This window comes from Shewanella sp. WXL01 (assembly GCF_012263345.1).
Taxonomy (GTDB): Bacteria; Pseudomonadota; Gammaproteobacteria; order Enterobacterales; family Shewanellaceae; genus Shewanella; species Shewanella maritima.
On the sequence record NZ_JAAIKQ010000003.1, the window covers coordinates 353,660 to 378,312 of the forward strand.

Sequence of the window (24,653 nt, forward strand, 5' to 3'; positions counted from 1 at the left end):
TAACAACGTAAATTAGCCTGAAATAACCATAGGGTAAATAATGCTTAAGACGAATCAAGAGTGGATTTCTGAAGTTGTAGACGGCGAAGCCGATGAGCAAGCAATTGCGGCGCTCGCTTCAGATCCTGACACACATGAGCAATGGCAACGTTATCACATGATTGGCGATGCAATGCGCGGTGAGTTACCTGAAAAAATTGATTTAGACTTAACTGCAAATATCTTTGCAGCTATTGAGCAAGAGCCAACAATCGTTGCACCTCAAGCTAGTGCACCTGAGCAACCAAGTGTTGAGCAAGTAGCGGCTAAACCAAGCAATGTTGTGTCACTATTTAAGCAATTTGGTCAATATGCCATTGCTGCGAGTGTTGCATTAGTTGCCATCATTGGTGTGCAAAACTATCAAACACCAGCAGATGCTGAGTCACCTCTGCCTGTATTAAACACTCGTCCTCTAGTGGGTAGTGTATCGCCAGTAAGCTTACAAACTGGTCCAGTACAAAGTGCAGCTGAGCAGCAAAATGAGAATATGATGGAGCAGCGTCGCCGCGTTAATGCTTACATTCAAGATCATATGCTACAGCAGCGTTTAAACCCAAGTGTTGTTAACTCAGCGCAGGATAAGCAATAATTAGATAAATTCGTTTATCGCATCATCAAGGAGTTAGCTTGCGCGTTTTCCTGCTAGCACTGCTATTCATCTCTTGTTCTTCATTGGCAAATGAAGATATTCCCGCAAAAGCATGGCTCGATAAAATGAGCCATGCTCTGCAAGAGCAACAATTCAAAGCATCAATTATTCAGCTGCAATCCAACCATATTCGCCCTTTGGTGTATATCCACGGCATAGTTGAAGATAAACCTGTGGCATTTCTTGAATACCTTAATGGTCCGCCTAAAAATGCCGTACGAGTAGAAGATCAAGTAACCTTTATTGAACACGACCAGCCGCCTTATAGTGTGCGCTCACCGCGTATCCAAGGGGTTTGGCCAATGGCGTTGGCGGCAAGTCCTGAGCGGCTTGCTCAAGGCTACGAGTTTGTCCTTGGGGGGCGCAGTCGTATTGCAGGGCGACCAGGGCAAATGATCCGTTTAATTGCTAAAGATGACTATCGTTATGATGCTCAGGTTTGGGTCGATATGGCGACCTACTTACCACTGCGTTTTGATATTGTTAATCGTGATAAGCAATTGCTAGAGCAAATGATGGTAATTGAGCTTATTGAGCTTGATGAGCCTGCAAGTATTCTAGTTGAAGCCTATAAGCAAGAATGGCCGCCAGTAATGAATTTGGCTGAGCGTAATCAAGCGCAAAATTGGCAATTTAACTGGCTGCCACAAGGCTTTGAAATGTTGGTTAAAGACAATCACCGTCTGATTGGTTCGCAAGAGCAGGTTGAATATATTGCATTGAGTGACGGGCTTACTAATGTGTCAGTGTACGTTACGCTAGCAAAGGAAAGTCCCATGCCTGAAGAGCTAGTGACCCGCAACGGCTTATCTATGGTGACAGAGGTTGTCGGGAATGCTGAAGTAGTTGTGGTAGGTAAAATGCCTGCTGAATCACTGCAAAAAATCGCTCGTAGTCTTGTGTTGCAATAGAAAGTTATTATAAAAACTTGCTCTAAAATATAGTCACTACAATCAAAACCGCATCCAACTCTGATGCGGTTTTTGTTTATCTATGCAGCATATCTAATGTAAAATCACTCTTAACCTTGCCACTGTCTACCAGTTTATATGAGCGATAACCAGCCACACCTTGATAAATTAAAGCAACCCACTCAGCCGTCACAGCCGGGCTGTGATGATGTTGCTGTGATGGAGGAGCTTGCCCATGTGCTGGCTTATCAAAATGGCTGGGCTCAAGTTGAAGTGCAAATTAAAAGTGCATGTAACCACTGCTCAAACCAAGACAACTGCGGCACATCAACCATAGCTAAAGCATTTTCGGTTAAAACCCAGCAGTTTTCTATCGCATCTAAGCAGCCATGTCAGCCCGGTGACATGCTAAAAATTGCCTTACCAGAGAGCGTAGTGATTAAGTCGGCAGCGCTGGTCTACTTGCTGCCATTATTTGGTTTACTCGGCTTTGGTTTGCTTGGTCAATTTTTGGCGCAATTAGCTCAGTTTAACCCTGATGTAGCCGCCATGTTGTTTGGTTTTGCTGGTGGCTTTATTAGTTGGCTAGGGGCTAAACGTATTGCTAAGCGTGTTGAAGCTCATGCTCAACCCGTTATCGTGCAGTATTTAGGGCAAAGACTCAGCACACCCACAGCCTAATCTCGTTTATTCACGGGCACTCAATGCTCGCAAAGTGTGAATCTGATTGGTATTCGTTTAGTGATCAGGTACAATTTGCAACCTTGTCTATTAATCACAATAAGTAGTTATTCACAGCAGCAGAATGAAACACATTAGAAACTTTTCAATTATCGCCCATATCGACCATGGTAAATCTACCTTATCCGATCGTCTTATTCAGGTATGTGGCGGTTTATCAGACCGTGAAATGGCTGCGCAAGTTCTTGATTCAATGGATCTTGAACGTGAGCGTGGTATTACCATTAAAGCGCAAAGTGTGACACTTGATTACCATGCGAAAGACGGTAATACCTACCAGTTAAACTTTATTGATACTCCAGGTCACGTTGACTTTTCTTATGAGGTTTCTCGCTCACTGGCTGCCTGTGAAGGTGCATTACTTGTTGTTGATGCTGGTCAAGGCGTAGAAGCGCAAACGCTAGCGAACTGTTATACAGCATTAGAGATGGACTTAGATGTGGTACCGGTTTTAAACAAAATCGACCTGCCACAAGCTGAGCCTGAACGTGTTGCTGCTGAAATTGAAGACATTGTTGGTATTGATGCAATGGACGCGGTGCGCTGCTCTGCCAAAACCGGTATCGGTGTTGACGATGTGTTGGAAGAAATTGTAGCTAAAATCCCTGCCCCAGAAGGTGATGAGGACGCGCCGCTACAAGCTTTGATTATTGACTCTTGGTTTGACTCATATCTAGGTGTTGTCTCACTTGTGCGTATTAAGCACGGCGTGCTGAAAAAAGGCGAGAAATTTAAGGTTATGTCTACAGGTCAAAGCTACAGTGCTGACCGTGTGGGTATTTTTACCCCTAAACAAACCGATACACCTGAACTACGCGCTGGCGAAGTAGGTTTTGTGATTTCTGGTATTAAAGAAATTCACGGCGCACCTGTAGGTGATACCTTAACCCACGCGAAAAATGGCGCTGAAGAGCCGCTGCCGGGCTTCCAAAAGGTAACGCCACAGGTATACGCGGGCGTATTCCCTATCTCGACTGATGATTACGAAAGTTTCCGTGAAGCGCTTAACAAATTAAGCCTTAACGATGCATCATTATTCTTCGAGCCAGAAACCTCTGGCGCACTAGGCTTTGGTTTCCGCGTTGGTTACCTTGGTCTGTTGCACATGGAGATCATTCAAGAGCGTCTAGAGCGTGAGTACAACCTTGATTTGATCACCACTGCACCAACGGTAGTGTATGAAGTAATGATGACCAATGGTGAAGTGGTGTATGTCGATAACCCATCAGACTTGCCGCCACTGAACAATATTGAAGAGCTTCGTGAGCCGATTGTAGAAGCTAATATCTTGGTGCCTAAAGAGTACCTAGGTAATGTTATTACCTTGTGTGTTGAGAAACGTGGTGTACAAACCAACATGGTTTATCACGGCAACCAAGTGGCAATTACATATCACCTGCCAATGGCTGAAGTGGTAATGGACTTCTTCGATCGCTTGAAATCAACCAGTCGTGGTTATGCTTCACTTGAGTATAACTTCATCCGCTTTGAAGAAGCTGACATGGTGCGTTTAGATATCTTAATTAATGGCGACCGTGTTGATGCATTGGCGATGATTATTCACCGCAGTAACATTCGTCACCGAGGTCTAGCACTAGTTGAAAAGATGAAAGAGCTTATTCCAAGACAGATGTTTGATATTGCGGTTCAAGCAGCTGTTGGCAGCCAAATTATTGCGCGTTCCACCATTAAAGCACTACGTAAAGACGTAACTGCTAAGTGTTACGGTGGTGACGTATCGCGTAAGAAGAAACTGCTAGCTAAGCAGAAAGAAGGTAAAAAACGCATGAAGTCTGTAGGTAATGTTGAAGTACCTCAAGAAGCCTTCCTTGCGGTATTGAAACTGAATGATTAATAGAAATTAATTGTTGAGTATTCAATGTGATAACGCCGCATATTGCGGCGTTGTCGTTATTAAGGTATTGATAGCAATATAATGTAACACTCAATTGCTGGGGTATCAGACAAGCTACTGCATACTAAAGCAACTAAGCAGGGGCGTGTGCCCATACATACCTTGTATTTAATTACACCTTGGAGTTAAACCAGCAATGGCAGCCCATTTTTCGTTAATTCTTGTTTTGGTTACTGTGATCAGCGGCCTGATTTGGCTTGTTGATGTTATCTTTTTTGCACCAAAACGTCGTGAAAATCTAGAAATCGCTCAGGCAAGTGGCGCAACCCTGTCAGAAGAAGAAATTGACAAAATCACTCGTGAGCCTGTAGTTGTTGAAACCGCACACGCGATTTTCCCCGTTATCGCCTTTGTAATGATTTTGCGCTCATTCATTTATGAACCGTTTCAAATCCCATCAGGGTCGATGAAACCAACCTTACTTGTTGGTGATTTTATTCTGGTAGAAAAGTTTAGCTATGGCCTGCGCGACCCAATTTGGCGCACTAAGCTGGTTGAAACGGGTGAGCCTGAACGTGGTGACACATTCGTGTTCAAGTACCCAGAAAACCCAAGCATTGACTATATTAAACGTGTTGTTGGCCTGCCGGGCGACAAAGTGGTTTATCGCAACAAGCAGCTGTGGATTAAGCCTGCATGTGATGACAGCGGCAACTGTCCTGAAATGCAGCGCGTTGAGCTGACCAAAGTAAATGAAGGTGAATTTACTCAACAAGGTCGCCCTCTGGTGCGCTTAACTGAGCAGTTAGGCGACGTTGAGCATGACATTTTAATTAACCCAGCAAAGCCTGATTATCGCCAGCATTTCTACCAGCAGCCAGGGCTTAGCAATACCGAGTTTTACGTGCCAGAAGGTCACTACTTTGCTGTGGGCGATAACCGCGATAACAGTACTGATAGCCGTTTTTGGGGCTTTGTGCCAGAGGCTAACCTAGTAGGTAAAGCCGTGGCAATTTGGATTAGTTTTGAGTTTGAACGTACAGAAGATGATTGGTTACCAACTTGGGTACCAACAGGTGTGCGCTTTGAACGTGTAGGTGGCATTGTTTAATGGAACCAATTAAGAATTTATCGAGATTAAGTCGTACTCTTGGGTATGAGTTTTCTAATATCGATTTATTAAAGCAAGCGTTAACCCATCGCAGTGCTTCGAACAAGCACAATGAGCGCCTAGAGTTTTTAGGCGATGCTATCTTGCAGGTAGTTATTTCAGATGCGCTTTATCATCAGTTCCCTAAAGTCACAGAAGGCGACTTGAGCCGTATGCGCTCAACTTTGGTGAAAGGGGAAACCCTCACTGAAATCGCTAAAGAGTTTAAGTTGGGTGATTACCTATTTTTAGGGCCTGGTGAGCTTAAAAGTGGTGGCTTCCGCCGAGAATCAATTCTAGCTGATGCAGTTGAAGCTGTGATTGGTGCCATGTACCTAGATGCTGATATTGATACCTGCCGCAAGTTATTACTGAATTGGTACAAAAAGCGCTTGCAAGAGATCAAGCCTGGGGTAAATCAAAAAGACCCTAAGACTTTGCTGCAAGAGCATTTGCAAGGATTTAAAAAGCCGTTGCCTGAGTATCAGGTAGTGAACGTACAAGGTGAGGCCCATAACCAAACCTTTACCGTAGAGTGTCGAGTACAAGAGTTAGATGGTGCTGTGACAGGGATTGCCAGTTCGCGTCGTAAAGCAGAGCAGTTAGCTGCTGCGCAAGTATTGGAGAAAATCAAGTCATGAGCAAGCAAGATAGCAAGCATCTAAATCAAGACGATAGCCTTGAGCATCAACAAGATCCTTTGGTTGAACAAGAGCATCTAGCCGAAGAGCCAAGCCTAGATGAGCTGTTGGCGCAAATGAACAGTGCTCGCCCAGCAGCTGGCGCTGACTATGAAACTACCCATTGCGGTATGGTTGCCATTGTTGGTCGCCCAAATGTGGGTAAATCAACTTTGCTTAACAAACTGCTTGGGCAAAAAATCAGTATCACCTCGAAAAAGCCACAAACGACTCGCCATCGCATTATGGGTATTCATAGTGATGGCCCTAAGCAAATTGTGTTTGTGGATACACCAGGCCTGCATATTGAAGAAAAGCGCGCCATTAACCGCTTGATGAACCGCGCCGCTGCTAGCTCGCTCGCTGATGTGTCTATGGTCATTTTTGTTGTTGATGGCATGAACTGGACTGAAGATGATGAGATGGTGCTAAAGAAGCTATCTCACCGTAATGATGACCGTAAAATTGTGCTGGCAATCAACAAGGTAGATGAAATTAAGGATAAAGAAGCCTTATTCCCGCACCTAGAAAAGCTGGGTAACAAGTTTGATTTTGATGAAATCTTGCCAATTTCAGCAAGCAAAGGCACCAATGTGCAGCGCATCTTAGATTTAGCGCAAGCCTCACTGCCTGAAGGGCCGTTTTACTTCCCAGAAGATTACGTTACTGACCGCTCGCAGCGTTTTATGGCCTCTGAGATCGTTCGCGAAAAGCTAATGCGCTTTTTAGGTGACGAGCTGCCATACGATGCCACCGTTGAAATCGAGCAGTTTAAGATGATGGAAAACGGCGTTTATCAAATCAATGCTCTCGTGTTGGTTGAGCGTAAAGGCCAAAAGCGCATGGTGATTGGTAACAAGGGCGAGCGTATTCGCACTATTGCCACTCAAGCCCGTCTTGATATGGAAGAGCTGTTTGACAACAAGGTCTTCTTGGAGGTGTGGGTTAAAGTTAAATCTGGTTGGGCAGATGATGAGCGTGCCCTAAGAAGTCTTGGCTATGGTGAAGACTAAGCCAAGCTTTGTTGAGTAAATAAGTCGATGATGCAACGCGCTTATGTGCTACATCATCGACCGTTTCGCGAGTCGAGCGTTATCGTTAATCTATTGGTGGATGGTGTCGGCCGCGTCGATGCCATTACCCGTGTTGGCAGTAAAAAACGCTCGATTAAAAGCATCTTGCAGCCATTCCAACCTCTGTTAGTTCAATTCTTATATCAGCCTAAATCTTCTCAATCCAGCCTTAGAACCATCACCCAAATTGAGTCTGCCTCACTGCCGCTGCCGTTAGCTGGCAATGCACTTTATTCTGGCATGTACCTCAATGAGCTGCTGGTTAGGCTTATTCAGGTAGAGCATCAGGCTGATACCTTATTTGTGGCGTATCATCAAACCTTGATGAAGCTTGCCAGTGAGTTTGATGCCAATTTACTGCGCTATTTTGAAAAGCAGCTATTAAATGAGCTTGGCGCAATGCCGCAGCTTGAGTATGACAGTCAGGGCGACAATATCTCACCCGAGTGCTTTTATCGCTACTTGGATGAAACAGGCTTTATGCCTATCGCAGCGAAAAGTAAGCAAAGCTTTAAGGGAGACATGCTTTTGGCTTTAGCTGCAGATGAGCTTAATAATGAACAGCAAAACAGCGCTAAAGGCTTAATGCGCGGATTACTTGCGCCCTTGCTTGGTGATAAACCACTGCTGAGCCGAAAGCTATTTGTCAGGTCATAGTTTTCATTAGCAGCTAAACCAAGCTTTAGCGCGCTTTATACTGCTTAGTATTACAAGTACAATGCTGAGCATTCTCAATTTTTCAGTACCAAAAATAATCATAAGGAGCTGTGTGTGAGCGGCATTTTATTAGGTATTAATATCGACCACATTGCGACCCTACGTCAGGCTCGCGGAACAAACTATCCTGATCCTATCCACGCAGCAGCTGTTGCTGAGCATGCTGGTGCTGACGGCATCACTATTCACCTACGTGAAGACCGTCGTCATATTCAAGACCGCGATGTATACCTGCTAGCCAAAACCTTAAAAACTCGCATGAACTTTGAGTTTGCCGTTACCGAAGAGATGATTAACATCGCCTGTGAAGTTAAGCCTGCTTACGCATGTTTAGTGCCTGAAAAGCGCGAAGAACTCACCACTGAAGGCGGTTTAGATGTCGCTGGGCAGTTAGACAAGATCACTGATGCAGTTAAACGACTTGCTGCAGAGGGCATTAAAGTCTCTTTGTTTATTGATGCCGACAAAACCCAGATTGATGCAGCGGTTGCCTCTGGTGCGCCTTACATCGAAATCCACACTGGCTGTTATGCCGATGCTGAAACCGATGCTGAGCAGCTAGAAGAGTTAAACCGTATTCGTGAAATGGCAACTTATGCCCATAGCAAAGGCTTGATTGTTAATGCGGGTCACGGCTTGCATTATCACAACGTCAAAGCGATTGCGGCTATCCCAGAGCTTTATGAGCTGAACATTGGTCATGCTGTTATCGCCCGCGCAGCAATTGATGGACTTGAGAAAGCCGTGCGCGATATGAAGCAGCTGATGCTTGAAGGTCGTCGAGGCGAATAATGGCCATTGTTGGACTCGGCACCGATATTGTAGAAATCGAGCGAATCAAAACTCAACTTGAGCGCCACCCTGAGCGTCTTGCCAAGCGGGTATTAACTGAAGCCGAGTTTGAGATTTTTAGCGGCTCGGCAATGCCTGAGCGCTATTTAGCCAAGCGTTTTGCAGCAAAAGAGGCCGCAGCAAAAGCCCTAGGTACAGGCATTGGCCGCGGCGTGTCGTTTCAACATATTCATATCAGCAATAATGAAGATGGTGCGCCTGTGCTTAAGTTTACCGACGGCGCTCTTGAAAGGCTTAGCTTGCTTGGTGGCAAAAGCGCGCACATTTCGATCGCTGATGAGCAAAGGTATGCAACGGCCACTGTGATTTTGGAGTCATAAACTGTGGTGTAAGTGCTGCTATCAAAACATGTAATTAAAAATGGTGCCTGGTGGCACCATTTTTAATGGGCTTTAAATTAAATAGCGCTTGCGGTAGATTAACAAGTCGATAACACATGCCAGTAGCGCAAATTGCGTGGCACAAATTAAAGACTAGGTTTTGGCCAAATTACAAAAATACCGACATCATAAAAATATAATAACGACAAAAGTGAGCCCATTATGAAATCAGCTATCGAGCAGCTTTCGACCTACAAAAGCGTCCATTTAAATCCTAAAAATATCCGTACCCACTTTTTTGGTGTACCGATGATCATCTGGTCTATTTTCGTGTTGCTTGGCTGCGTACGTTTTGCGTTTGCCGATGTTGAAGTTAGTGTGGCGAGCGTGTTCATGATGATAGTACTGGTGTACTATTTTGCTTTGCACGCTAAGTTGGCTATTGGGCTTACCTTATTTATTCTGCCTGTGTTATATACATCTGACTGGGTGGCAACCAGCACTGAGTCACCAATATTGATTGCCGTTAGCGTATTTGTTGTGGGTTGGGCTATTCAGTTTCTCGGTCACAAATATGAGAAAGCCAAGCCTGCGTTTATCGATGATTTAAATCAGTTATTAATTGGGCCATTTTTCTTAATGGCTGAAGTGTACTTTATGCTGGGTTGGTTAAAGCAGTTAGAGCACGATATTACACCGATAGCGCGAGATAAGCGTCGCGCCTTAGAAGCTAAGCGCCGCGAGCAAGCAAACGCTTAAGCTTATTTGAATAAATCGACAAACAATTAGGCGTTTCACTGCTCACAAAAAATGTCGCTTCGGTTAAGCCGTAGCGACATTTTTTATGAGCAGCTTTAGCAATGGTTAATGATAGATTTGAGCTGCAATGAGTAGCATCGCTTTTATGTCAGCTTGTTTACAACCTTAACTGTCTTAACCATGTTATCCGCCACATCAACAACTTCTAACGGATAGCCTGCGATCATCAGACTGGTATGGGCGCTAGGGATGTCTTCAAGGTGCTCAATGATCAGCCCGTTAAGCGTTTTCGGACCATCAGTTGGGAAATCCCAATCCATCTCTTTGTTAAGCTCGCGAATATTAATCGTGGCATCAATAAGGTAGCTACCGTCTTTTTGCGCGTTAATCTCATCACTCGGTGCTGGTAGCATTGAAGTGGTGAAGTCTCCGACAATCTCTTCAAGAATATCCTCTAAGGTCACTAGACCTTGAATGTCACCATACTCGTCAACCACCAAGCCAATACGGGTTTTGTTGAGCTGGAAGTTAGCCAGTTGAGTGTTAAGCGGCGTCCCTTCAGGGATAAAGTACAGCTCCTTGAGCGCGCGTACTAGGGTGGCTTTACTAAAGTCTTCTTTTGATTGAAGCCTTAAGGCATCACGTAGATGAATAAAGCCTACTGCATCATCAATATTGTCGCGATAAACCAGCACCCGAGTGTGTGGGCTTTGAATGACTTGTTTGTTGATTTGCTTAAAGTCGTCATTGATGTTGATGGCGTAGATGTCACTGCGAGCAATCATCACATCTTCTACCGTGACTTTTTCTAAATCCAGAATAGATAACAGCATGTCCTGGTGACGCTGTGGTATGAGTGCGCCAGCTTCATGTACGACGGTGCGCAGTTCTTCTTGGCTAAGGGCATCATCGCTTTTAACATTATGAATACCAAGTAACTTTAACAACACGCCAGTAATGTGATTGAGCAGTTTAACTAATGGGGCGAGCAGGAGTGACAACCATTTGAGGACGAAGCTTGATGGAAACGCTATACGCTCTGGATGCACCGCAGCATAGGTTTTAGGGGTAACTTCTGCAAAAATGAGGATAACTACGGTGAGCACCGCAGTGATAATCGCGACACTTGCTGCTTCATCAATATTAAAACCACTCAAAATGCGCATGCCAACAATGGTAGCGATTGCTGATGCAAGAATATTAACCAGGTTGTTGCCAATTAAGATAAGCCCAATCAGCCTGTCTGGACGCTCTAGCATTTTGGCGCTGCGTTTAGCAGCCTTGTTACCTGCAGATGCAAGATGACGTAAGCGGTAACGGTTTAGCGACATCATTGCGGTTTCAGAGCCCGAAAAGTACGCTGAAATAACGATTAAAATAAACAGGAATATCAGCAGTGCACTGGTCGATATTTCGTCCAAAAAGGGGCTCCAGGTTTTTGTGCTAATTGGGTTAACAAAGTGCTTTAGTTAACAAAATGTCGTTCGTAAACGCCCATTATTAAGTAACACGACTTGGTGTCAAGTGAATGGGACGATTTTCATGAACGGAAAACCGACCCCAAGAGAGATTAGCTGATGATCAGCTCTTTAACGACGCGGGCGCCAAAGTAGCCAAGAGAAAGTAAAAATGACCCTGATAAGCTATAAATTACCGCGGTGCGAATACGGCAGCCAACCGTGTATTGCTGCCATAACATGGCGCCATAAACAAACCACGCGGCTATTGATAATATTGCTTTGTGGCCCTTGCCGTCGGCAAACATGTCTTCTAGGAATATAAAGCCAGTTGCAAGTGACAAACTAAGCAGCACAAAGCCAATTAAAATCAAATGATAAAGCTGTTTTTCAACCGTCATCAGTGGCGGCATTGCTGGGCTCATCATGGCTTTTTTGTCTTTTAATTTCTTTTGGATCAAATAAAGCTGAATAGCGTACAGGGCGGCAATCATCAAAGCACTGTAGGCCATTAGCGATAAGATGATATGGCCTAGTATCTCAGGCTTGTCTGCGAGCGGTGCGATAATGTGCGAAGGCAGCAGCCATAAAATCGGCACTGAAATAATTGAGCAGGCATACACTACCGGTAGCACGATAATTACTTTCAGGCGTGACAGCGTTAGCGTAAATGACAGCGCAATAATCCAGTTAACCAGAGATATCACGTTAGTCAGGCTGTAGTTTTGTCCTTCTGGCGTGAAAATCGCGTAGTAAAGTGCAAATCCGTGCAATCCAACCGCTATTGCAGATACGCCAGTCACCAAGGTGCGATTTGGGCCGTCTACATGGAACAGACGACTGGTAACAAGCAGCAGTGCAACGCAATATAACAACATGGCTGCAGTTGAAAAAATAACCATTTGCTTCAACCTTTTAACGAAGTCTAAGTTTGTCTCTGATAGAGAATAAACTAAACGAGAATTATTCCATAGAGTAACATGATTCCCCCCTTGGTTGGCAGTGACCTAAGACGCATAATTTAACTGTAGTGGTCGCATTTTTTTAATTTAAATCGTTAAAGCAGCAAATAGGAAACGATTGCCAAGGGCAATACTCGCATCTAGGCATACTTTGGGTATAATAGCCGCCATTATGAGTGGCTAAAGGTATAGCGCTAACCATGTTTGAGAATTTATCTGACAGATTATCCCGTACCCTGAAAAATATCAGTGGTCGTGGTCGTCTCACCGAAGACAATATTAAAGAGACCCTACGCGAAGTGCGCATGGCGCTACTTGAGGCTGACGTTGCCTTACCAGTGGTGCGTGAGTTTGTTAACAGTGTAAAAGAACGCGCTGTTGGTCAAGAAGTCGCTAAAAGCCTAAGCCCGGGTCAAGCATTTATCAAAATCGTTCAAGCCGAGCTTGAGCGTGCAATGGGTGAGTCTAACGAAGCATTAGATTTAGCCGCAACGCCACCAGCAGTGATTATGATGGCGGGTCTGCAAGGTGCGGGTAAAACAACCTCTGTCGCTAAGCTAAGTAAACTGCTGCGTGAGCGTCACAAGAAGTCTGTATTGGTTGTCAGCGCCGACGTATACCGCCCAGCGGCGATTAAGCAGCTAGAAACCCTGGCTACTGAAGTCGAAGTTGAGTTCTTCCCGTCAGATGTAAGCCAAAAGCCAGTTGATATTGCCAATGCAGCAATTGCTCACGCTAAGCTTAAATTCATCGATGTAGTGATTGTCGATACCGCAGGTCGCCTGCACGTTGACGATGCCATGATGGATGAGATTAAAGACCTTCATAGCGCAGTTAACCCAGTTGAGACCTTATTTGTCGTTGATGCGATGACAGGTCAAGATGCTGCTAACACCGCTAAAGCCTTTAACGAAGCCCTGCCGCTTACTGGTGTGGTGCTAACCAAGGTTGATGGTGATGCTCGAGGTGGTGCCGCGTTATCTATCCGTAACATTACAGGTAAACCAATTAAGTTCTTGGGTGTAGGTGAGAAAACCGACGCGCTTGAGCCGTTCCATCCTGATCGTATAGCATCACGCATCCTAGGTATGGGTGATGTGCTGTCATTAATCGAAGAAGTAGAGCGCGGCGTCGATAAAGACAAAGCCATGAAGCTTGCTTCTAAGGTTAAAAAAGGCGGTTCATTCGATTTAGAAGACTTTCGTGAGCAGCTGCAGCAAATGAAAAACATGGGCGGCATGATGAACATGATTGAAAAGCTGCCGGGGGTAGGTCAATTGCCACCTGAAGCACTTGCTCAAGTGCAAGACGGTAAGATGACCAAGCAAATGGAAGCTATCATCAACTCAATGACGCCTGCTGAGCGTCAGCGCCCTGATATCATTAAAGGCTCGCGTAAGCGTCGTATTGCGAATGGTTCTGGTACACAGATTCAAGATGTAAACCGCTTGCTTAAGCAATTTACCCAAATGCAGAAAATGATGAAAAAGATGTCGGGTAAAGGCGGCATGAAGAAGATGATGCGCGGTATGGGTGGTATGTTACCACCAGGCATGAAATTCCCTGGTCGTTAAAAGTCGTCACCAATGAGATATCTAGAAAGCCCAAGCACTAACTTGGGCTTTTTTATTAGCTGAAAAAACGTTGTTGTGATGAGTATGTATTTTTTGTTTGCTGCTATGTTAAATTAACACTTACACTTTGAGCATAATTAAAGATAACTAATTGTTTTTTATCAGACGGTTTTGTCTCATCTCTCGCCTTTAGAATAATGGATTTTTTGGGGTGTATTCATGGTTAGAATCCTAAGAAAACGTTTGTTCGTTTTTGTATCGCTCATTGCTCTCCTTGGTTGTGAAAAACCAGAACCGAAAATTACCCCAAAACTTGTCGTGGTTGAAAAAGCCGCCTCTGCAACCGTGCCGCTTTATGGCAACTATATTGGTGTGACGCAAGCGTCACTTGATGTGGAAGTCAGAGCTAGAATTAATGGTTTCGTTGAAGACAAGAGCTTTATTGAAGGTAGTGCCGTTCAAGAGGGGACACTACTTTATCAAATTGATAATCGTCCTTACCTTGCGGTGGTTAACCGTCTTAAAGCCAACGTTGAATCCCAGCAATCTGCATTAGATAAAGCTAGGCGTGATGTAGAGCGCTTAAAACCTCTTTATGAACAAGACGCAACCAGCCAGTTGGACTTTGACAATGCTTTATCTGTGTTATCTCAGGCCAAATCAAGTTTAGCCGCCAGTAAAGCTGAGCTAGAAGAAGCGCAACTTGAGCTCAGCTATACCGAAATTAAGTCACCTATTTCCGGTTTGGTGAGTCGTTCTGAAGTCGATATCGGCGCACTAGTCGGTAGCAGTGGACAATCTTTATTGACCCGAGTTAAGCAAGTTGACCCTATCTATGTCACTTTCAATATGTCTGCGCTGGATTACTTAAATGCGCGACGCAGAATGACGAGTTACTCAAAACAGAAGGAAGCCGAGGAAGAAGGTAAGGCTGTAGAAGGGTTTGTGACAATAACCTTACCTGATAATACTGAGTATCCTTATTTAGGAGATGTGCGTTTTACGGACCCATCGGTCAATCCAGAAACCGGCACGTTTCAAGTTCGTGCTGAACTTCCTAATCCCAACAAAGAATTGCTACCTGGGCAATATACCAATGTTCGTATCAAGCTCACTGAGATCAACAATGCTGTCGTCATTCCACAACAAGCAACCCAAGTTGAACAAGGTGGTGTGTATGTCATGGTGGTGTTGCCAGATAATAAAGTTGAACGCCGGTTTATCGTAATAGAGCATCAAGGCAAAATGGGGGTGGTGGTTAAAAGTGGCCTACGAGCAGGCGAGGCAGTCATAGTAGAAGGCATGCACAGAGTGCGTCATGGTCAGTTAGCTGAACCACTTTCTCGTGAAGAGTATGAACAGCGAGAAGATAAAATTTCGAAGGAGCAGGCACTTAAGCAACAGGCATTAGAACAAGAACAGGAGCAATAACCATGGCGCAATTCTTTGTGACTCGGCCGGTCTATGCTTGTGTTATCTCAATTGTTATTGTATTGGTCGGCTTAATTTCTATGTTTAAGCTGCCAATTGATCAATACCCCTATATTACCCCGCCGCAAGTAAAAGTCTCTGCTTCTTACCCTGGGGCAACCTCAACTACCGCAGCCGAATCTGTAGCGACACCATTGGAGCAAGAGCTCAATGGCTTGCCCAATATGATTTACATGAGTTCTAAAAGTACTAATTCAGGAAGTGCAAATGTCACCATTACCTTTGATGTTGGCACTAACCCTGATTTAGCCGCTGTAGATGTACAAAACTCGACTCAGCAGGCAACAGGCAGTTTACCGATTGATGTTCAAAATGACGGCGTGTCAGTTTCAAAAGAGGCGTCTGTAGAATTATTAAAACTGGCATTAACCTCTGAAGACGATCGTTATGACGAAATTTATTTAAGTAACTACGGCACGATCAATATTGAGGCTGCACTGAAGCGTATTCCCGGCGTTGGACGGGTACGTAATACAGGTGCGCGAAGTTACTCTATGCGAGTTTGGTTACAGCCAGATGTGATGGCGGGTTATGGGCTAACTACCACCGATGTTATTAATGCAATTAAAGCACAAAATAAAGAATCCCCTGCCGGCTCTATTGGTTCTCAACCTAATTCTGAATCATTAAGCATGACGCTCCCCATCACTGCTGCCGGGCGAATGAGCAGCGTGCCACAGTTTAACGAAATTATTGTTCGCGCTAACAGTGATGGCTCAATTGTGCGTCTACGTGATATTGCTCGAATAGAGCTAGGCTCGTCTGCATATACCTTACAATCTCAATTAAATGGTGCCAATGCGACCATTCTTCAGGTGTATTTGTTACCAGGAGCTAATGCGCTTGAAGTCACTAAAAATGTCAAAGTTGAGATGGCCAAGTTGGCAGAGAAATTCCCTCAAGGTATGAATTGGGAGGTGTTTTTTGATGCATCCATTTTTATTGAAAACTCGATTGATGAAGTTGTAAAAACACTTATCGAAGCACTCGTACTGGTTATTCTAGTCGTTTATTTATTTTTGCAAAACGTTCGGGCAACACTCATTCCTGCGATTGCAGTACCGGTATCTTTAATTGGTACGTTAGCGGCCATGTTAGCGTTCGGTTTTACCATTAACACCGTGAGTTTACTGGCTCTAGTACTGGCCATTGGTATTGTGGTTGACGATGCGATTGTGGTGGTTGAAAACGTTGAGCGGTTAATGAATGAGAAAGGGTTAAGTTCGGTTAAAGCCACTCAAGTTGCGATGAAGGAACTTTCAGGCGCATTGATCGCAACGAGCTTAGTGTTGGCCGCAGTGTTTGTGCCAGTATCCTTTTTGGCTGGGATAACTGGCATCATGTATCGCGAATTTGCCATTGCGATTACTGTAGCTGTATTGATTTCCACTGTGGTTGCGTTGACGTTGTCGCCGGCGCTATGTGCGTTGTTATTAAAACCTGGTGATACGCCTACTCGCGGCTTTTTTAAGTGGATGAATGACAAGCTGGACATCTACACCAATAAATATGTAGCACTGGTGTCATTAACCACACGTCATGCTAAACGCAGTTATCTGCTATTTATCGTAATGGTCGGCGGCGTGTATTTGATTATGTCTAACTTACCTTCAAGCTTCATGCCTGATGAAGACCAAGGGAGATTCTTTATTGATATGACCCTACCTGATGGGGCAACGGTTAATCGATCACAAGCGATTTTGAAAAAAGCAGAAGAGAAAGTGCTTGCTCATCCAGCAGTGGCTTACTCATTTACCTTGGCCGGGGAGAATCGACGTTCGGGTTCGAATCAGGCTAACGGTCAATTTGAAGTCATCCTCAAACCTTGGGCTGAAAGGGTAGAGACCGATGCGACAGTTCAAAGCGTCATGCGAGACATCAATACTTCATTGTTAGATGTTTTAGAAGCAGAGTTCAATTTATATTTGCCCTCGGCTGTTCCTGGGCTCGGAAACGGATCGGGTGTGGAGATGGAGCTACAAGATACATCTGGCACCAATTTTAAAGGCTTAATGGAAACGGCTGATGAGCTTGTAGAACGACTAAAGTTGCAACCAGAAATCGCCACAGCTAGCTTATCACTGCAGAGTGCGATACCCCAATTACATTTAACTGTTGATGAAGCCAAAGCCATGGCTATCGGGGTGAGTGTTGCCGATATCTACAGCACTATTCGTACCTTTACAGACTCGTCCACTGTGAATGATTTCAACTTATTTGGTCGAGTATACCGAGTAAAAGTACAAGCAGAAGAGGAATACAGGCAGTTTCCTGAGCAGATAAAAGATTACTATGTACGCTCATCGACAGGCGCAATGGTTCCTATTGGTGTTTTGGCCAAATATGATTATTCGGTGGGGCCTGCAGCAGTAACACATTACAATCTATTTAGTAGTGCATCTGTCAATGTGACCCCAGCAAGAGGGTACGCGTCTGGTGATGTGATAAAAGCGATTGAGCGTGTTGCTAAACCCATTTTACCTAATGAATTTAGTTATGAATGGACGGGCATAACTTATCAAGAAGTGCAGTCGGCTAATCAAACGAGCATTGCCGTTGCCTTAGCTATGGTGTTTGTTTTTCTTTTCCTAGCAGCGCTCTATGAGAGCTGGACGATTCCTATCGCTGTATTGCTGATAGCGCCAATAGCGATGTTAGGCGCAGCACTAGGTACTTGGGCAAGTGGAATGGAAAGTAACTTGTTTTTCCAAGTGGCATTTATTGCACTTATCGGTATGGCAGCAAAGAACTCCATTTTGATTGTTGAGTTTGCCAACCAATTACATAAACAAGGCAAGACACGCCTTGAGGCGGCTTTGGAAGCTGCTAATATGCGCTTTCGCCCAATTTTAATGACATCTATGGCATTTATTTTAGGGGTACTGCCACTGGTATTGTCGGTGGGGCCGGGTGCTGTGAGTCGACAAAGTATTTCTATCCCGATCCTTTGCGGAATGGTTTTTGCCACCACAGTGGGTATTGTGTTTGTTCCGCTATTTTTTGTGACGACAGCGGGATGGTTAAAGTCCAAATTGGCTCATTCTGAAGAACCACAGAGTCAAGTTTCACAGGAGGGTTCTCATGGATAAATTACCCTCTCGTTTACTCGCCGTGAATATGAAACTCAATGTTGAAAAAATAAAGCTTGCTGTGCTTTTGAGTAGTGCCTTGTTTTACACTGGCTGTGCGATGGGACCAGATTATCAGCGTGCTGATTTGGCGTTACCTGCGCAATTTCAACAGGAGCTAGCTCAAGACCATACTGATAATGTGGGGCTAGTTAAATGGCAAGACTTTTACCTTGACCCTAACGTGCAACAGCTGATTAGCCATGCTCTGGCGCAAAACCTCGATCTAGAATCTGTACGCTCTCGCCTAATTGCTGCGAGATCGCAAATGACAGTAACAGATGCTGCCTTATACCCCGCAGTTGGAATAGCAGCCAATGCTGAGCGCTCGATTGATAGTGGTATCACCAGTACCAATCCAACCCATGGTAATGAGTTTGATATAGCGGGTACGGTATCTTGGGAGCTTGATATCTGGGGGGCTAACCGTCGCCGAAGTGAAGCAGAGTATGCCAATTATTTATCTGCACAGGATTCATTAAATCTAACTGTCATCAGCTTGATCAGTGATGTAGCGAGTCGCTATTACGAATGGTTAGACATTGAGCAACGTTATCGTATATCCACAAATACAGTCGAACTGCGTCGCAAAGAGCGTGATTTAGCGAGATTAAGAAAACAAAATGGCGTGATTTCTGGTTTAGAAGTGAAACAAGCAGAAGTAGAATATCAGAGTGCAAAAGTGACCTTGCCAGATCTGGACTTTGAGCGACAACAAAAAGCAAATCAGTTAAAGGTGTTACTTGGGGAGTATGACTATCCACTTGCATTTCCAGATGATATTCAATCATTGATTTCCGCTGACTTATTTCCAACTCAGTTCAAAGTGGGGATCCCGTCACAAATGCTATCACAACGTCCAGATGTCAAAGCCGCTGAACAGGCTGTGATAGCTGCTAATGCGAATGTTGGTGTCGCTAAAACGGCTTTCTTCCCCAAGTTTACTATTTCGGGCAGCTATGGCACTGAGAGTGATGACTTGGATAGTATCTTTGATAGTAAAGGCGTGACTTGGTCTTTGTTAGGGGGGCTTACTGCTCCCATATTCAACGCTGGCAGTATTTCTGCGCAGTATGACATTGCTCAAGAGTCTTCTAAACAAGCATTGCTAGCATATCGAAGCACTGTGTTGTCAGCTTTTTTTGAAGTCAATGATGCAATGAATAGCTTTAGACGATCAGAGCTGGCCATTGAGGCCCAAAAAGAGCTTGTTGATGCTTCACGTGATTATGCACACCTTGCTACATTGCGTTACCGCAATGGTGTAGCAAGTTCACTCGATTTGATGGATGCACAAAGAAGCTTATTTAACGCAGAGTTATCCTTAAGTGAGGTAAGGCGAGATAAGTTATTAGCTATCATAAAGCTATATCGTTCACTTGGTGGCGGCGTGATGAATCAGCAGCAAATCTCGCAAATGATAGCTGACTATGATGTAAACCTTGATGCTCAACAACCTTAAGGGTGAGAGGTAAGTTTCATGTATAGCGCTTTAGTACGCCTATAATCATTTCTTCAGCATGCTTTATGACCAAAAAATATTGCATTCGCTGGCCATTCAGGTAAACTCTTCCGGCTTTCTTTCTGGGACCTTTGCGAACACGGGTTCCAGTTTTTATTTTTGCCTTGTGCAAATCATTAGAGGAATAAAACGCATGGTTACCATTCGTTTAGCTCGTGGCGGCGCTAAAAAGCGTCCTTTTTACAACATCGTAGTGGCTGATAGCCGCAATGCTCGTGACGGTCGTTTCATCGAGCGTGTAGGTTTCTTCAACCCAATGGCTAAAGGCCAAGAAGAAACTCTACGCATCGACCTAGATCGCGTTGAGCACTGGGTAGCTACTGGTGCTGCAACATCTGAGCGTGTTGCTAAGTTAATCAAAGACGCACGTAAAGCTGCTGCTTAATCGTGTGAAGGTATAGATAGATGAGCGATAACCAACAGCCAATTGTACTAGGTAAGTTAGGCGCTAGTCATGGCATTAAAGGTTGGCTAAAAATCACTGCCTATACCGATTCTGTTGAAGGTATTTTTGATTATTCACCTTGGCTAATTAAAGACCAAGGCGAATGGCGAGAAGTTAAAGTCTTACAGTGGAAGCCTCAAGGTAAAGCGATTATCGCTCAACTTGATGGTGTTACTGACCGCGAACAGGCGCAGATGCTCACTAACAGTGAGATCGGCATTATGCCTGAGCAGATGCAAGAGCTAGCTGATGATGAATTTTATTGGCGTGACTTAATCGGCTGCGAAGTGGTTAACACTAAAGGCTACAACATGGGTAAGGTTGATCAGATCGTGGAAACAGGATCGAACGACGTACTCCTTGTTAAAGCTAACGCTAAAGATGCTTTCGGCAAAGCGGAACGTATGATCCCCTTTGTCACTGAGCAGTTCATCACAGCGGTGGACTTGCAAAGTAAACAGATAACAGTGGATTGGGATCCAGACTTTTAAGTCGAGGTACAACATTATGTGGTTAGGGGTAATCACCCTGTTTCCTGAGATGTTTCGTGCTGTTACAGACTTTGGAGTTACGGGTCGAGCCGTTAAAAACGGCCTGTTAGAAGTACATACATGGAATCCTCGTGATTTCACACATGATCGACATAACACGGTAGATGACCGACCTTACGGCGGTGGCCCAGGTATGTTGATGATGGTGCAACCTTTAAGGGATGCGATACATGCAGCGAAAGCTGCCGCTCCTGAAGGCGCAAAAGTGATTTATCTATCACCACAAGGACGCAAGCTGGATCAGCAAGGCGTTGGTGAGTTAGCTAAATCAGACAGTTTGATCTTAGTGTGTGGCCGATACGAGGGTATCGACGAGCGCATTATTCAAACTGAAGTAGATGAAGAATGGTCAATTGGTGATTACGTGCTTTCGGGTGGCGAGTTACCGGCAATGACCCTAATTGATTCAGTTTCGAGATTGGTACCAGGCGTGCTTGGTAAACAAGCCTCGGCAGAGCAAGACTCTTTCTCTGATGGATTGTTAGATTGTCCTCACTACACGCGTCCTGAAAACCTAGATGGGTTGGATGTACCGGCAGTGCTACTTAGCGGTGACCACGAAAAAATTCGACGCTGGCGTTTAGGACAAAGTCTCGGTAGAACTTTGTTAAGACGGCCGGAATTATTTGAAAATCTAGCTCTGACTGACGAACAATCGACTTTATTAGCGCAGTTCGTACAAGATACGGACAAGTCCGCATAGTCATCGCTTCAGTTATTTCTAGAACGGAGAAGTTATGAACAACATCATTAAAATGCTCAACGATGAGCAAATGAAAACTGACGTACCTGAATTTGGTGCTGGTGATACAGTAGTAGTTAAGGTTCGTGTAAAAGAAGGTAACAAAGAGCGTCTACAGGCTTTTGAAGGCGTAGTTATCGCTAAGCGTAACCGTGGTCTGCACTCTGCATTCACTGTACGCAAAATCTCTAATGGTGAAGGCGTTGAGCGTGCATTCCAAACGCACAGCCCACTAATCTCAAGCATCGAAGTTAAGCGTCGCGGTCGTGTTCGTCGTGCTAAGCTTTACTACTTACGTGAGCGTTCAGGTAAGTCTGCACGTATCCGTGAGAAACTGGCAACTAAGTAATAGTTACCAAAACAAAATAAGATGCAGTGTTCGCACAATAACCCGCCAAATGGCGGGTTTTTGTGTTTTTAGCCCAAAGTAAAAATTAGCGCTTGCAATCACTTTTATCTAAAGGCATAGTTAGCTCAAGGGTGTAATGGTGTAGCGTTACAAAAATACACTGTTACTTGAAAATAGCGTTACTTAAAAATAGTGATCACCCCAGCTCAAACCGAGAATGTCGGGTTAATTAGATTTAGTGTAGTCAGTCGAGGCAAGTATGCAGCAAGATACCATCAACAATATCCACATCACTGGCGAGAAGGTGTTATCAACACCAGCGCAGTTAAAGCAAGAATTACCTTTAAGCGCCCACGCTCAGCAGTATATTTTGGATGCCCGTAAAACTGTGGCGGATATTGTGCATAAGCGTGATAATCGCGTGCTTGTTGTGACAGGCCCATGCTCAATTCATGATATTGACGCTGCCAAAGAATACGCCCTAAAGCTCAAGAAATTGCACGATGAGTTAAGTGATGACTTCTACATTTTAATGCGAGTCTACTTTGAAAAGCCGCGCACGACAGTGGGCTGGAAAGGCATGATTAATGACCCAGACATGGATGAGTCATTTGACGTTGAAAAGGGCTTACGTATCGCCCGTGAGCTGATGATTTGGCTGGCTGAGCTAGAACTCCCTGTCGCCACTGAAGCGCTTGATCCGATCAGCCCGCAGTACATTTCTGAGCTAGTGACCTGGTCAGCAATTGGTGCAAGAACCACTGAGTCGCAAACTCACCGTGAAATGGCATCGGGTTTATCTATGCCTGTTGGTTTTAAAAATGGCACAGACGGTAAGCTCGATGTGGCAATTAATGCGCTTAAATCAGCAGCCAGTAGTCATCGTTTTATGGGAATAAACCAGCAAGGCCAGGTTTGTTTGCTGCAAACTCAAGGTAACCCAGATGGCCATGTGATCCTCCGCGGTGGTAAGCAGCCTAATTACGACGCGGCGAGTGTGCATGACTGTGCTGAGCAGTTGCATAATGCCGGCTTGAATGCACGTTTGGTGATTGATTGCAGTCATGGCAACTCATCTAAAGATCACACGCGGCAGACATTAGTGTGTGAAGATATTTTCGCGCAAATTGTTGCTGGCAATACCTCTATTATTGGCGTCATGCTTGAAAGTCATTTAAACGAAGGTAATCAAAGCGCTGATACGCCATCTGAGTTAAAGTATGGTGTGTCTGTTACTGATGCGTGCATTAACTGGCAGACAACAGAAGCGCTGCTGCGCTCAGGTGCTAAGCAATTAGCTCCAGTGCTACCAACGCGTTTTGACAATAAACAAGTCGTAAATGGTTAATATTCAATGAATGAGAAAACAACTGCAGATTTAGAAAAGCTACGCGGCTTGATTGATGGCGTCGATCAGCAACTCTTGCACCTATTGCGCAAACGCCTTGATTTAGTGGCGCAAGTCGGCGCCGTTAAACATGGCGCTGGTGTACCTATTTACGCACCTCAGCGTGAGGCGGCAATGTTAGCTAAGCGTCGAGAAGAGGCGGCTAACATGGATATTTCCCCGCAGCTGATTGAAGATATTCTGCGTCGTTTGATGCGCGAGTCATACCTCAATGAAAAAGACGTTGGCTTTAAGCAGGTTAAGACTGATTTGGGGCACATCGTGGTGGTCGGCGGTCAAGGGCAACTTGGGCAATTATTTACCCAAATGCTGACCTTATCCGGCTATCAAGTTAAAACCTTGGATAAAGACGATTGGCAGCGCGCACCTGAACTATTCGATGGCGCTGGTATGGTGCTAGTTACTGTACCGATTAAGGTCACTTGCGACGTTATTCGCAACCAATTAGGTCAGCTACCTGAAACTTGTATTCTCGCCGATTTAACCTCGATTAAAGATGAGCCGCTCAATGCGATGCTTGATGCCCACAAAGGCCCTGTAGTCGGTCTCCACCCTATGTTTGGCCCTGATGTAGGCAGTTTGGCAAAACAGGTAGTAGTGGTATGTCATGGGCGCAACGCCGATGCGTATGAGTGGCTAATGGAGCAAATCCAAATTTGGGGAGCGAGATTAGTAGTTGCCGATGCTAAAGAACATGATAACGCCATGCAACTGGTTCAGGCTATGCGCCACTTCTCAAGCTTTGTCTACGGTCTTAATCTGTGTCGCGAGCAAGCGGATATTGACAAGTTGTTGCAGTTTAGCTCGCCGATTTATCGTTTAGAGTTGGCAATGGTCGGGCGCTTGTTTGCTCAAGATCCTGAGCTTTACGCCGATATTATCTTTGCACAGCAAGGCAGTTTAACTGCAATTGGAGATTACCTAGAAAATTATCAATCTGCGTTAGAGCTGTTAAAGTCAGGCAATCGTCAGGCATTTGTTGAGCAATTTAAACAGGTTTCTCAGTGGTTTGGTGATTTTGCGCCGCAGTTCCAAAACGAGAGCCGCGCAATGTTGCAATCGGTCAACGACATGAAAGCAGGTTAATTTGATTTAACCTAAACCCGCGTTGCTAAATCTGTTTATTAGGATTATGTTTATATGAGGTTTAGTAACGCTGTTTTGGCGATGAAACCTGAATTAACCGTTTAATGTCGATGAAAAGGATGTCATACCAATTTGCATAAGATTGTGATCATTCTTACTGGTAAAAATCGCCTATAACTTCGTTAGAAA

Annotated in this window: 23 protein-coding genes; 21 read left to right on the forward strand and 2 right to left on the reverse strand. The window is 44.7% G+C overall.

The features are described from left to right. Positions 1-40 precede the first annotated feature (40 nt). The 11 genes from G3R49_RS10295 to G3R49_RS10345 all read left to right on the forward strand — a co-directional run bounded on the left by G3R49_RS10295 (position 41) and on the right by G3R49_RS10345 (position 9,749). Positions 41-631: a sigma-E factor negative regulatory protein gene (locus G3R49_RS10295; protein ID WP_167869597.1), complete on the forward strand. Its 591-nt coding sequence runs from the start codon at positions 41-43 to the stop codon at positions 629-631. A gap of 38 nt (positions 632-669) precedes the next feature. After that, the gene (locus G3R49_RS10300; RefSeq protein WP_130601503.1) at positions 670-1,602 is read left to right on the forward strand and encodes a MucB/RseB C-terminal domain-containing protein; all 933 of its coding nucleotides are present in this window, start codon (positions 670-672) and stop codon (positions 1,600-1,602) included. A 138-nt stretch (positions 1,603-1,740) separates the two neighbouring features. Continuing rightward, a complete protein-coding gene (locus G3R49_RS10305) occupies positions 1,741-2,283 on the forward strand; it encodes a SoxR reducing system RseC family protein (protein ID WP_210147184.1) in 543 nt (180 codons plus the stop codon). A 124-nt stretch (positions 2,284-2,407) separates the two neighbouring features. Next, a complete protein-coding gene (gene lepA, locus G3R49_RS10310) occupies positions 2,408-4,198 on the forward strand; it encodes a translation elongation factor 4 (protein WP_130601505.1) in 1,791 nt (596 codons plus the stop codon). Positions 4,199-4,394: 196 nt separating this feature from the next. Next, positions 4,395-5,309 carry a signal peptidase I gene (lepB, locus tag G3R49_RS10315; protein ID WP_130601507.1) on the forward strand — a complete coding sequence of 305 codons (915 nt, stop codon included), beginning with the start codon at positions 4,395-4,397 and terminating at the stop codon, positions 5,307-5,309. Continuing rightward, entirely contained in the window at positions 5,309-5,989 is a 681-nt protein-coding gene (gene rnc, locus G3R49_RS10320) for a ribonuclease III (RefSeq protein ID WP_167869598.1), read from the forward strand. Before lepB ends, rnc begins: the two co-directional genes overlap by 1 nt. A gap of 116 nt (positions 5,990-6,105) precedes the next feature. Further along, a complete protein-coding gene (era, locus tag G3R49_RS10325) occupies positions 6,106-7,041 on the forward strand; it encodes a GTPase Era (RefSeq protein WP_245335348.1) in 936 nt (311 codons plus the stop codon). Between the two features lie 30 nt (positions 7,042-7,071). Beyond that, on the forward strand, positions 7,072-7,758 hold the full coding sequence (gene recO, locus G3R49_RS10330) for a DNA repair protein RecO (RefSeq protein ID WP_167869743.1): 687 nt from the start codon (positions 7,072-7,074) through the stop codon (positions 7,756-7,758). 114 nt (positions 7,759-7,872) lie between these two features. Further along, positions 7,873-8,610 carry a pyridoxine 5'-phosphate synthase gene (gene pdxJ, locus G3R49_RS10335; RefSeq protein ID WP_167869600.1) on the forward strand — a complete coding sequence of 246 codons (738 nt, stop codon included), beginning with the start codon at positions 7,873-7,875 and terminating at the stop codon, positions 8,608-8,610. Beyond that, a complete protein-coding gene (gene acpS / locus G3R49_RS10340; protein ID WP_130601515.1) occupies positions 8,610-8,990 on the forward strand; it encodes a holo-ACP synthase in 381 nt (126 codons plus the stop codon). The genes pdxJ and acpS overlap by 1 nt, the downstream gene beginning before the upstream one ends. Before the next feature lie 222 nt (positions 8,991-9,212). Further along, positions 9,213-9,749 (forward strand): DUF962 domain-containing protein, encoded by a 537-nt coding sequence (locus G3R49_RS10345; RefSeq protein ID WP_130601517.1) that lies wholly within the window; start codon positions 9,213-9,215, stop codon positions 9,747-9,749. A gap of 143 nt (positions 9,750-9,892) precedes the next feature. On the opposite strand, the gene G3R49_RS10350 is transcribed toward G3R49_RS10345, so the two are convergent. Next, complete coding sequence (locus G3R49_RS10350) at positions 9,893-11,170, reverse strand: HlyC/CorC family transporter (RefSeq protein ID WP_130601519.1); 1,278 nt, start codon at positions 11,168-11,170, stop codon at positions 9,893-9,895. Positions 11,171-11,319: 149 nt separating this feature from the next. Then, entirely contained in the window at positions 11,320-12,108 is a 789-nt protein-coding gene (locus tag G3R49_RS10355) for an inner membrane protein YpjD (RefSeq protein WP_167869601.1), read from the reverse strand. A 260-nt stretch (positions 12,109-12,368) separates the two neighbouring features. On the opposite strand from G3R49_RS10355, the gene ffh reads away from it, so the two are divergent. From ffh to tyrA, 10 genes are all read left to right on the forward strand, one after another. Continuing rightward, on the forward strand, positions 12,369-13,742 hold the full coding sequence (ffh, locus tag G3R49_RS10360; RefSeq protein WP_130601523.1) for a signal recognition particle protein: 1,374 nt from the start codon (positions 12,369-12,371) through the stop codon (positions 13,740-13,742). 219 nt (positions 13,743-13,961) lie between these two features. Further along, the gene (locus G3R49_RS10365; protein WP_167869602.1) at positions 13,962-15,173 is read left to right on the forward strand and encodes an efflux RND transporter periplasmic adaptor subunit; all 1,212 of its coding nucleotides are present in this window, start codon (positions 13,962-13,964) and stop codon (positions 15,171-15,173) included. 2 nt (positions 15,174-15,175) lie between these two features. Then, entirely contained in the window at positions 15,176-18,322 is a 3,147-nt protein-coding gene (locus tag G3R49_RS10370; protein WP_167869603.1) for an efflux RND transporter permease subunit, read from the forward strand. Further along, the gene (locus G3R49_RS10375) at positions 18,315-19,823 is read left to right on the forward strand and encodes an efflux transporter outer membrane subunit (protein ID WP_167869604.1); all 1,509 of its coding nucleotides are present in this window, start codon (positions 18,315-18,317) and stop codon (positions 19,821-19,823) included. Before G3R49_RS10370 ends, G3R49_RS10375 begins: the two co-directional genes overlap by 8 nt. Positions 19,824-20,016: 193 nt before the next feature. Continuing rightward, positions 20,017-20,268 (forward strand): 30S ribosomal protein S16, encoded by a 252-nt coding sequence (rpsP, locus tag G3R49_RS10380; RefSeq protein ID WP_130601529.1) that lies wholly within the window; start codon positions 20,017-20,019, stop codon positions 20,266-20,268. 20 nt (positions 20,269-20,288) lie between these two features. Next, positions 20,289-20,819, forward strand: a complete 531-nt coding sequence (gene rimM / locus G3R49_RS10385; RefSeq protein ID WP_130601531.1) for a ribosome maturation factor RimM — start codon at positions 20,289-20,291, stop codon at positions 20,817-20,819. A gap of 16 nt (positions 20,820-20,835) precedes the next feature. Continuing rightward, positions 20,836-21,582 carry a tRNA (guanosine(37)-N1)-methyltransferase TrmD gene (trmD, locus tag G3R49_RS10390; RefSeq protein WP_130601533.1) on the forward strand — a complete coding sequence of 249 codons (747 nt, stop codon included), beginning with the start codon at positions 20,836-20,838 and terminating at the stop codon, positions 21,580-21,582. Between the two features lie 34 nt (positions 21,583-21,616). Then, on the forward strand, positions 21,617-21,970 hold the full coding sequence (gene rplS, locus G3R49_RS10395; RefSeq protein WP_130601535.1) for a 50S ribosomal protein L19: 354 nt from the start codon (positions 21,617-21,619) through the stop codon (positions 21,968-21,970). Between the two features lie 259 nt (positions 21,971-22,229). Further along, entirely contained in the window at positions 22,230-23,318 is a 1,089-nt protein-coding gene (locus G3R49_RS10400) for a 3-deoxy-7-phosphoheptulonate synthase (RefSeq protein WP_130601537.1), read from the forward strand. Between the two features lie 6 nt (positions 23,319-23,324). Then, positions 23,325-24,464 (forward strand): bifunctional chorismate mutase/prephenate dehydrogenase, encoded by a 1,140-nt coding sequence (gene tyrA, locus G3R49_RS10405; protein WP_130601539.1) that lies wholly within the window; start codon positions 23,325-23,327, stop codon positions 24,462-24,464. Positions 24,465-24,653 lie beyond the last annotated feature (189 nt).

Bases quoted from the DNA above. Each gene is read 5' to 3' on its own strand.
- G3R49_RS10345 (WP_130601517.1), top strand. From the start codon at position 9,213: ATGAAATCAGCTATCGAGCAGCTTTCGACCTACAAAAGCGTCCATTTA.
- lepA (WP_130601505.1), top strand. From the start codon at position 2,408: ATGAAACACATTAGAAACTTTTCAATTATCGCCCATATCGACCATGGT.
- rnc (WP_167869598.1), top strand. From the start codon at position 5,309: ATGGAACCAATTAAGAATTTATCGAGATTAAGTCGTACTCTTGGGTAT.
- lepB (WP_130601507.1), top strand. From the start codon at position 4,395: ATGGCAGCCCATTTTTCGTTAATTCTTGTTTTGGTTACTGTGATCAGC.
- G3R49_RS10355 (WP_167869601.1), bottom strand. From the start codon at position 12,108: ATGGTTATTTTTTCAACTGCAGCCATGTTGTTATATTGCGTTGCACTG.
- G3R49_RS10375 (WP_167869604.1), top strand. From the start codon at position 18,315: ATGGATAAATTACCCTCTCGTTTACTCGCCGTGAATATGAAACTCAAT.
- acpS (WP_130601515.1), top strand. From the start codon at position 8,610: ATGGCCATTGTTGGACTCGGCACCGATATTGTAGAAATCGAGCGAATC.
- G3R49_RS10295 (WP_167869597.1), top strand. From the start codon at position 41: ATGCTTAAGACGAATCAAGAGTGGATTTCTGAAGTTGTAGACGGCGAA.
- G3R49_RS10400 (WP_130601537.1), top strand. From the start codon at position 22,230: ATGCAGCAAGATACCATCAACAATATCCACATCACTGGCGAGAAGGTG.
- recO (WP_167869743.1), top strand. From the start codon at position 7,072: ATGCAACGCGCTTATGTGCTACATCATCGACCGTTTCGCGAGTCGAGC.
- G3R49_RS10370 (WP_167869603.1), top strand. From the start codon at position 15,176: ATGGCGCAATTCTTTGTGACTCGGCCGGTCTATGCTTGTGTTATCTCA.
- tyrA (WP_130601539.1), top strand. From the start codon at position 23,325: ATGAATGAGAAAACAACTGCAGATTTAGAAAAGCTACGCGGCTTGATT.
- rplS (WP_130601535.1), top strand. From the start codon at position 21,617: ATGAACAACATCATTAAAATGCTCAACGATGAGCAAATGAAAACTGAC.
- rimM (WP_130601531.1), top strand. From the start codon at position 20,289: ATGAGCGATAACCAACAGCCAATTGTACTAGGTAAGTTAGGCGCTAGT.
- era (WP_245335348.1), top strand. From the start codon at position 6,106: ATGAACAGTGCTCGCCCAGCAGCTGGCGCTGACTATGAAACTACCCAT.
- ffh (WP_130601523.1), top strand. From the start codon at position 12,369: ATGTTTGAGAATTTATCTGACAGATTATCCCGTACCCTGAAAAATATC.
- rpsP (WP_130601529.1), top strand. From the start codon at position 20,017: ATGGTTACCATTCGTTTAGCTCGTGGCGGCGCTAAAAAGCGTCCTTTT.
- G3R49_RS10365 (WP_167869602.1), top strand. From the start codon at position 13,962: ATGGTTAGAATCCTAAGAAAACGTTTGTTCGTTTTTGTATCGCTCATT.
- trmD (WP_130601533.1), top strand. From the start codon at position 20,836: ATGTGGTTAGGGGTAATCACCCTGTTTCCTGAGATGTTTCGTGCTGTT.
- G3R49_RS10305 (WP_210147184.1), top strand. From the start codon at position 1,741: ATGAGCGATAACCAGCCACACCTTGATAAATTAAAGCAACCCACTCAG.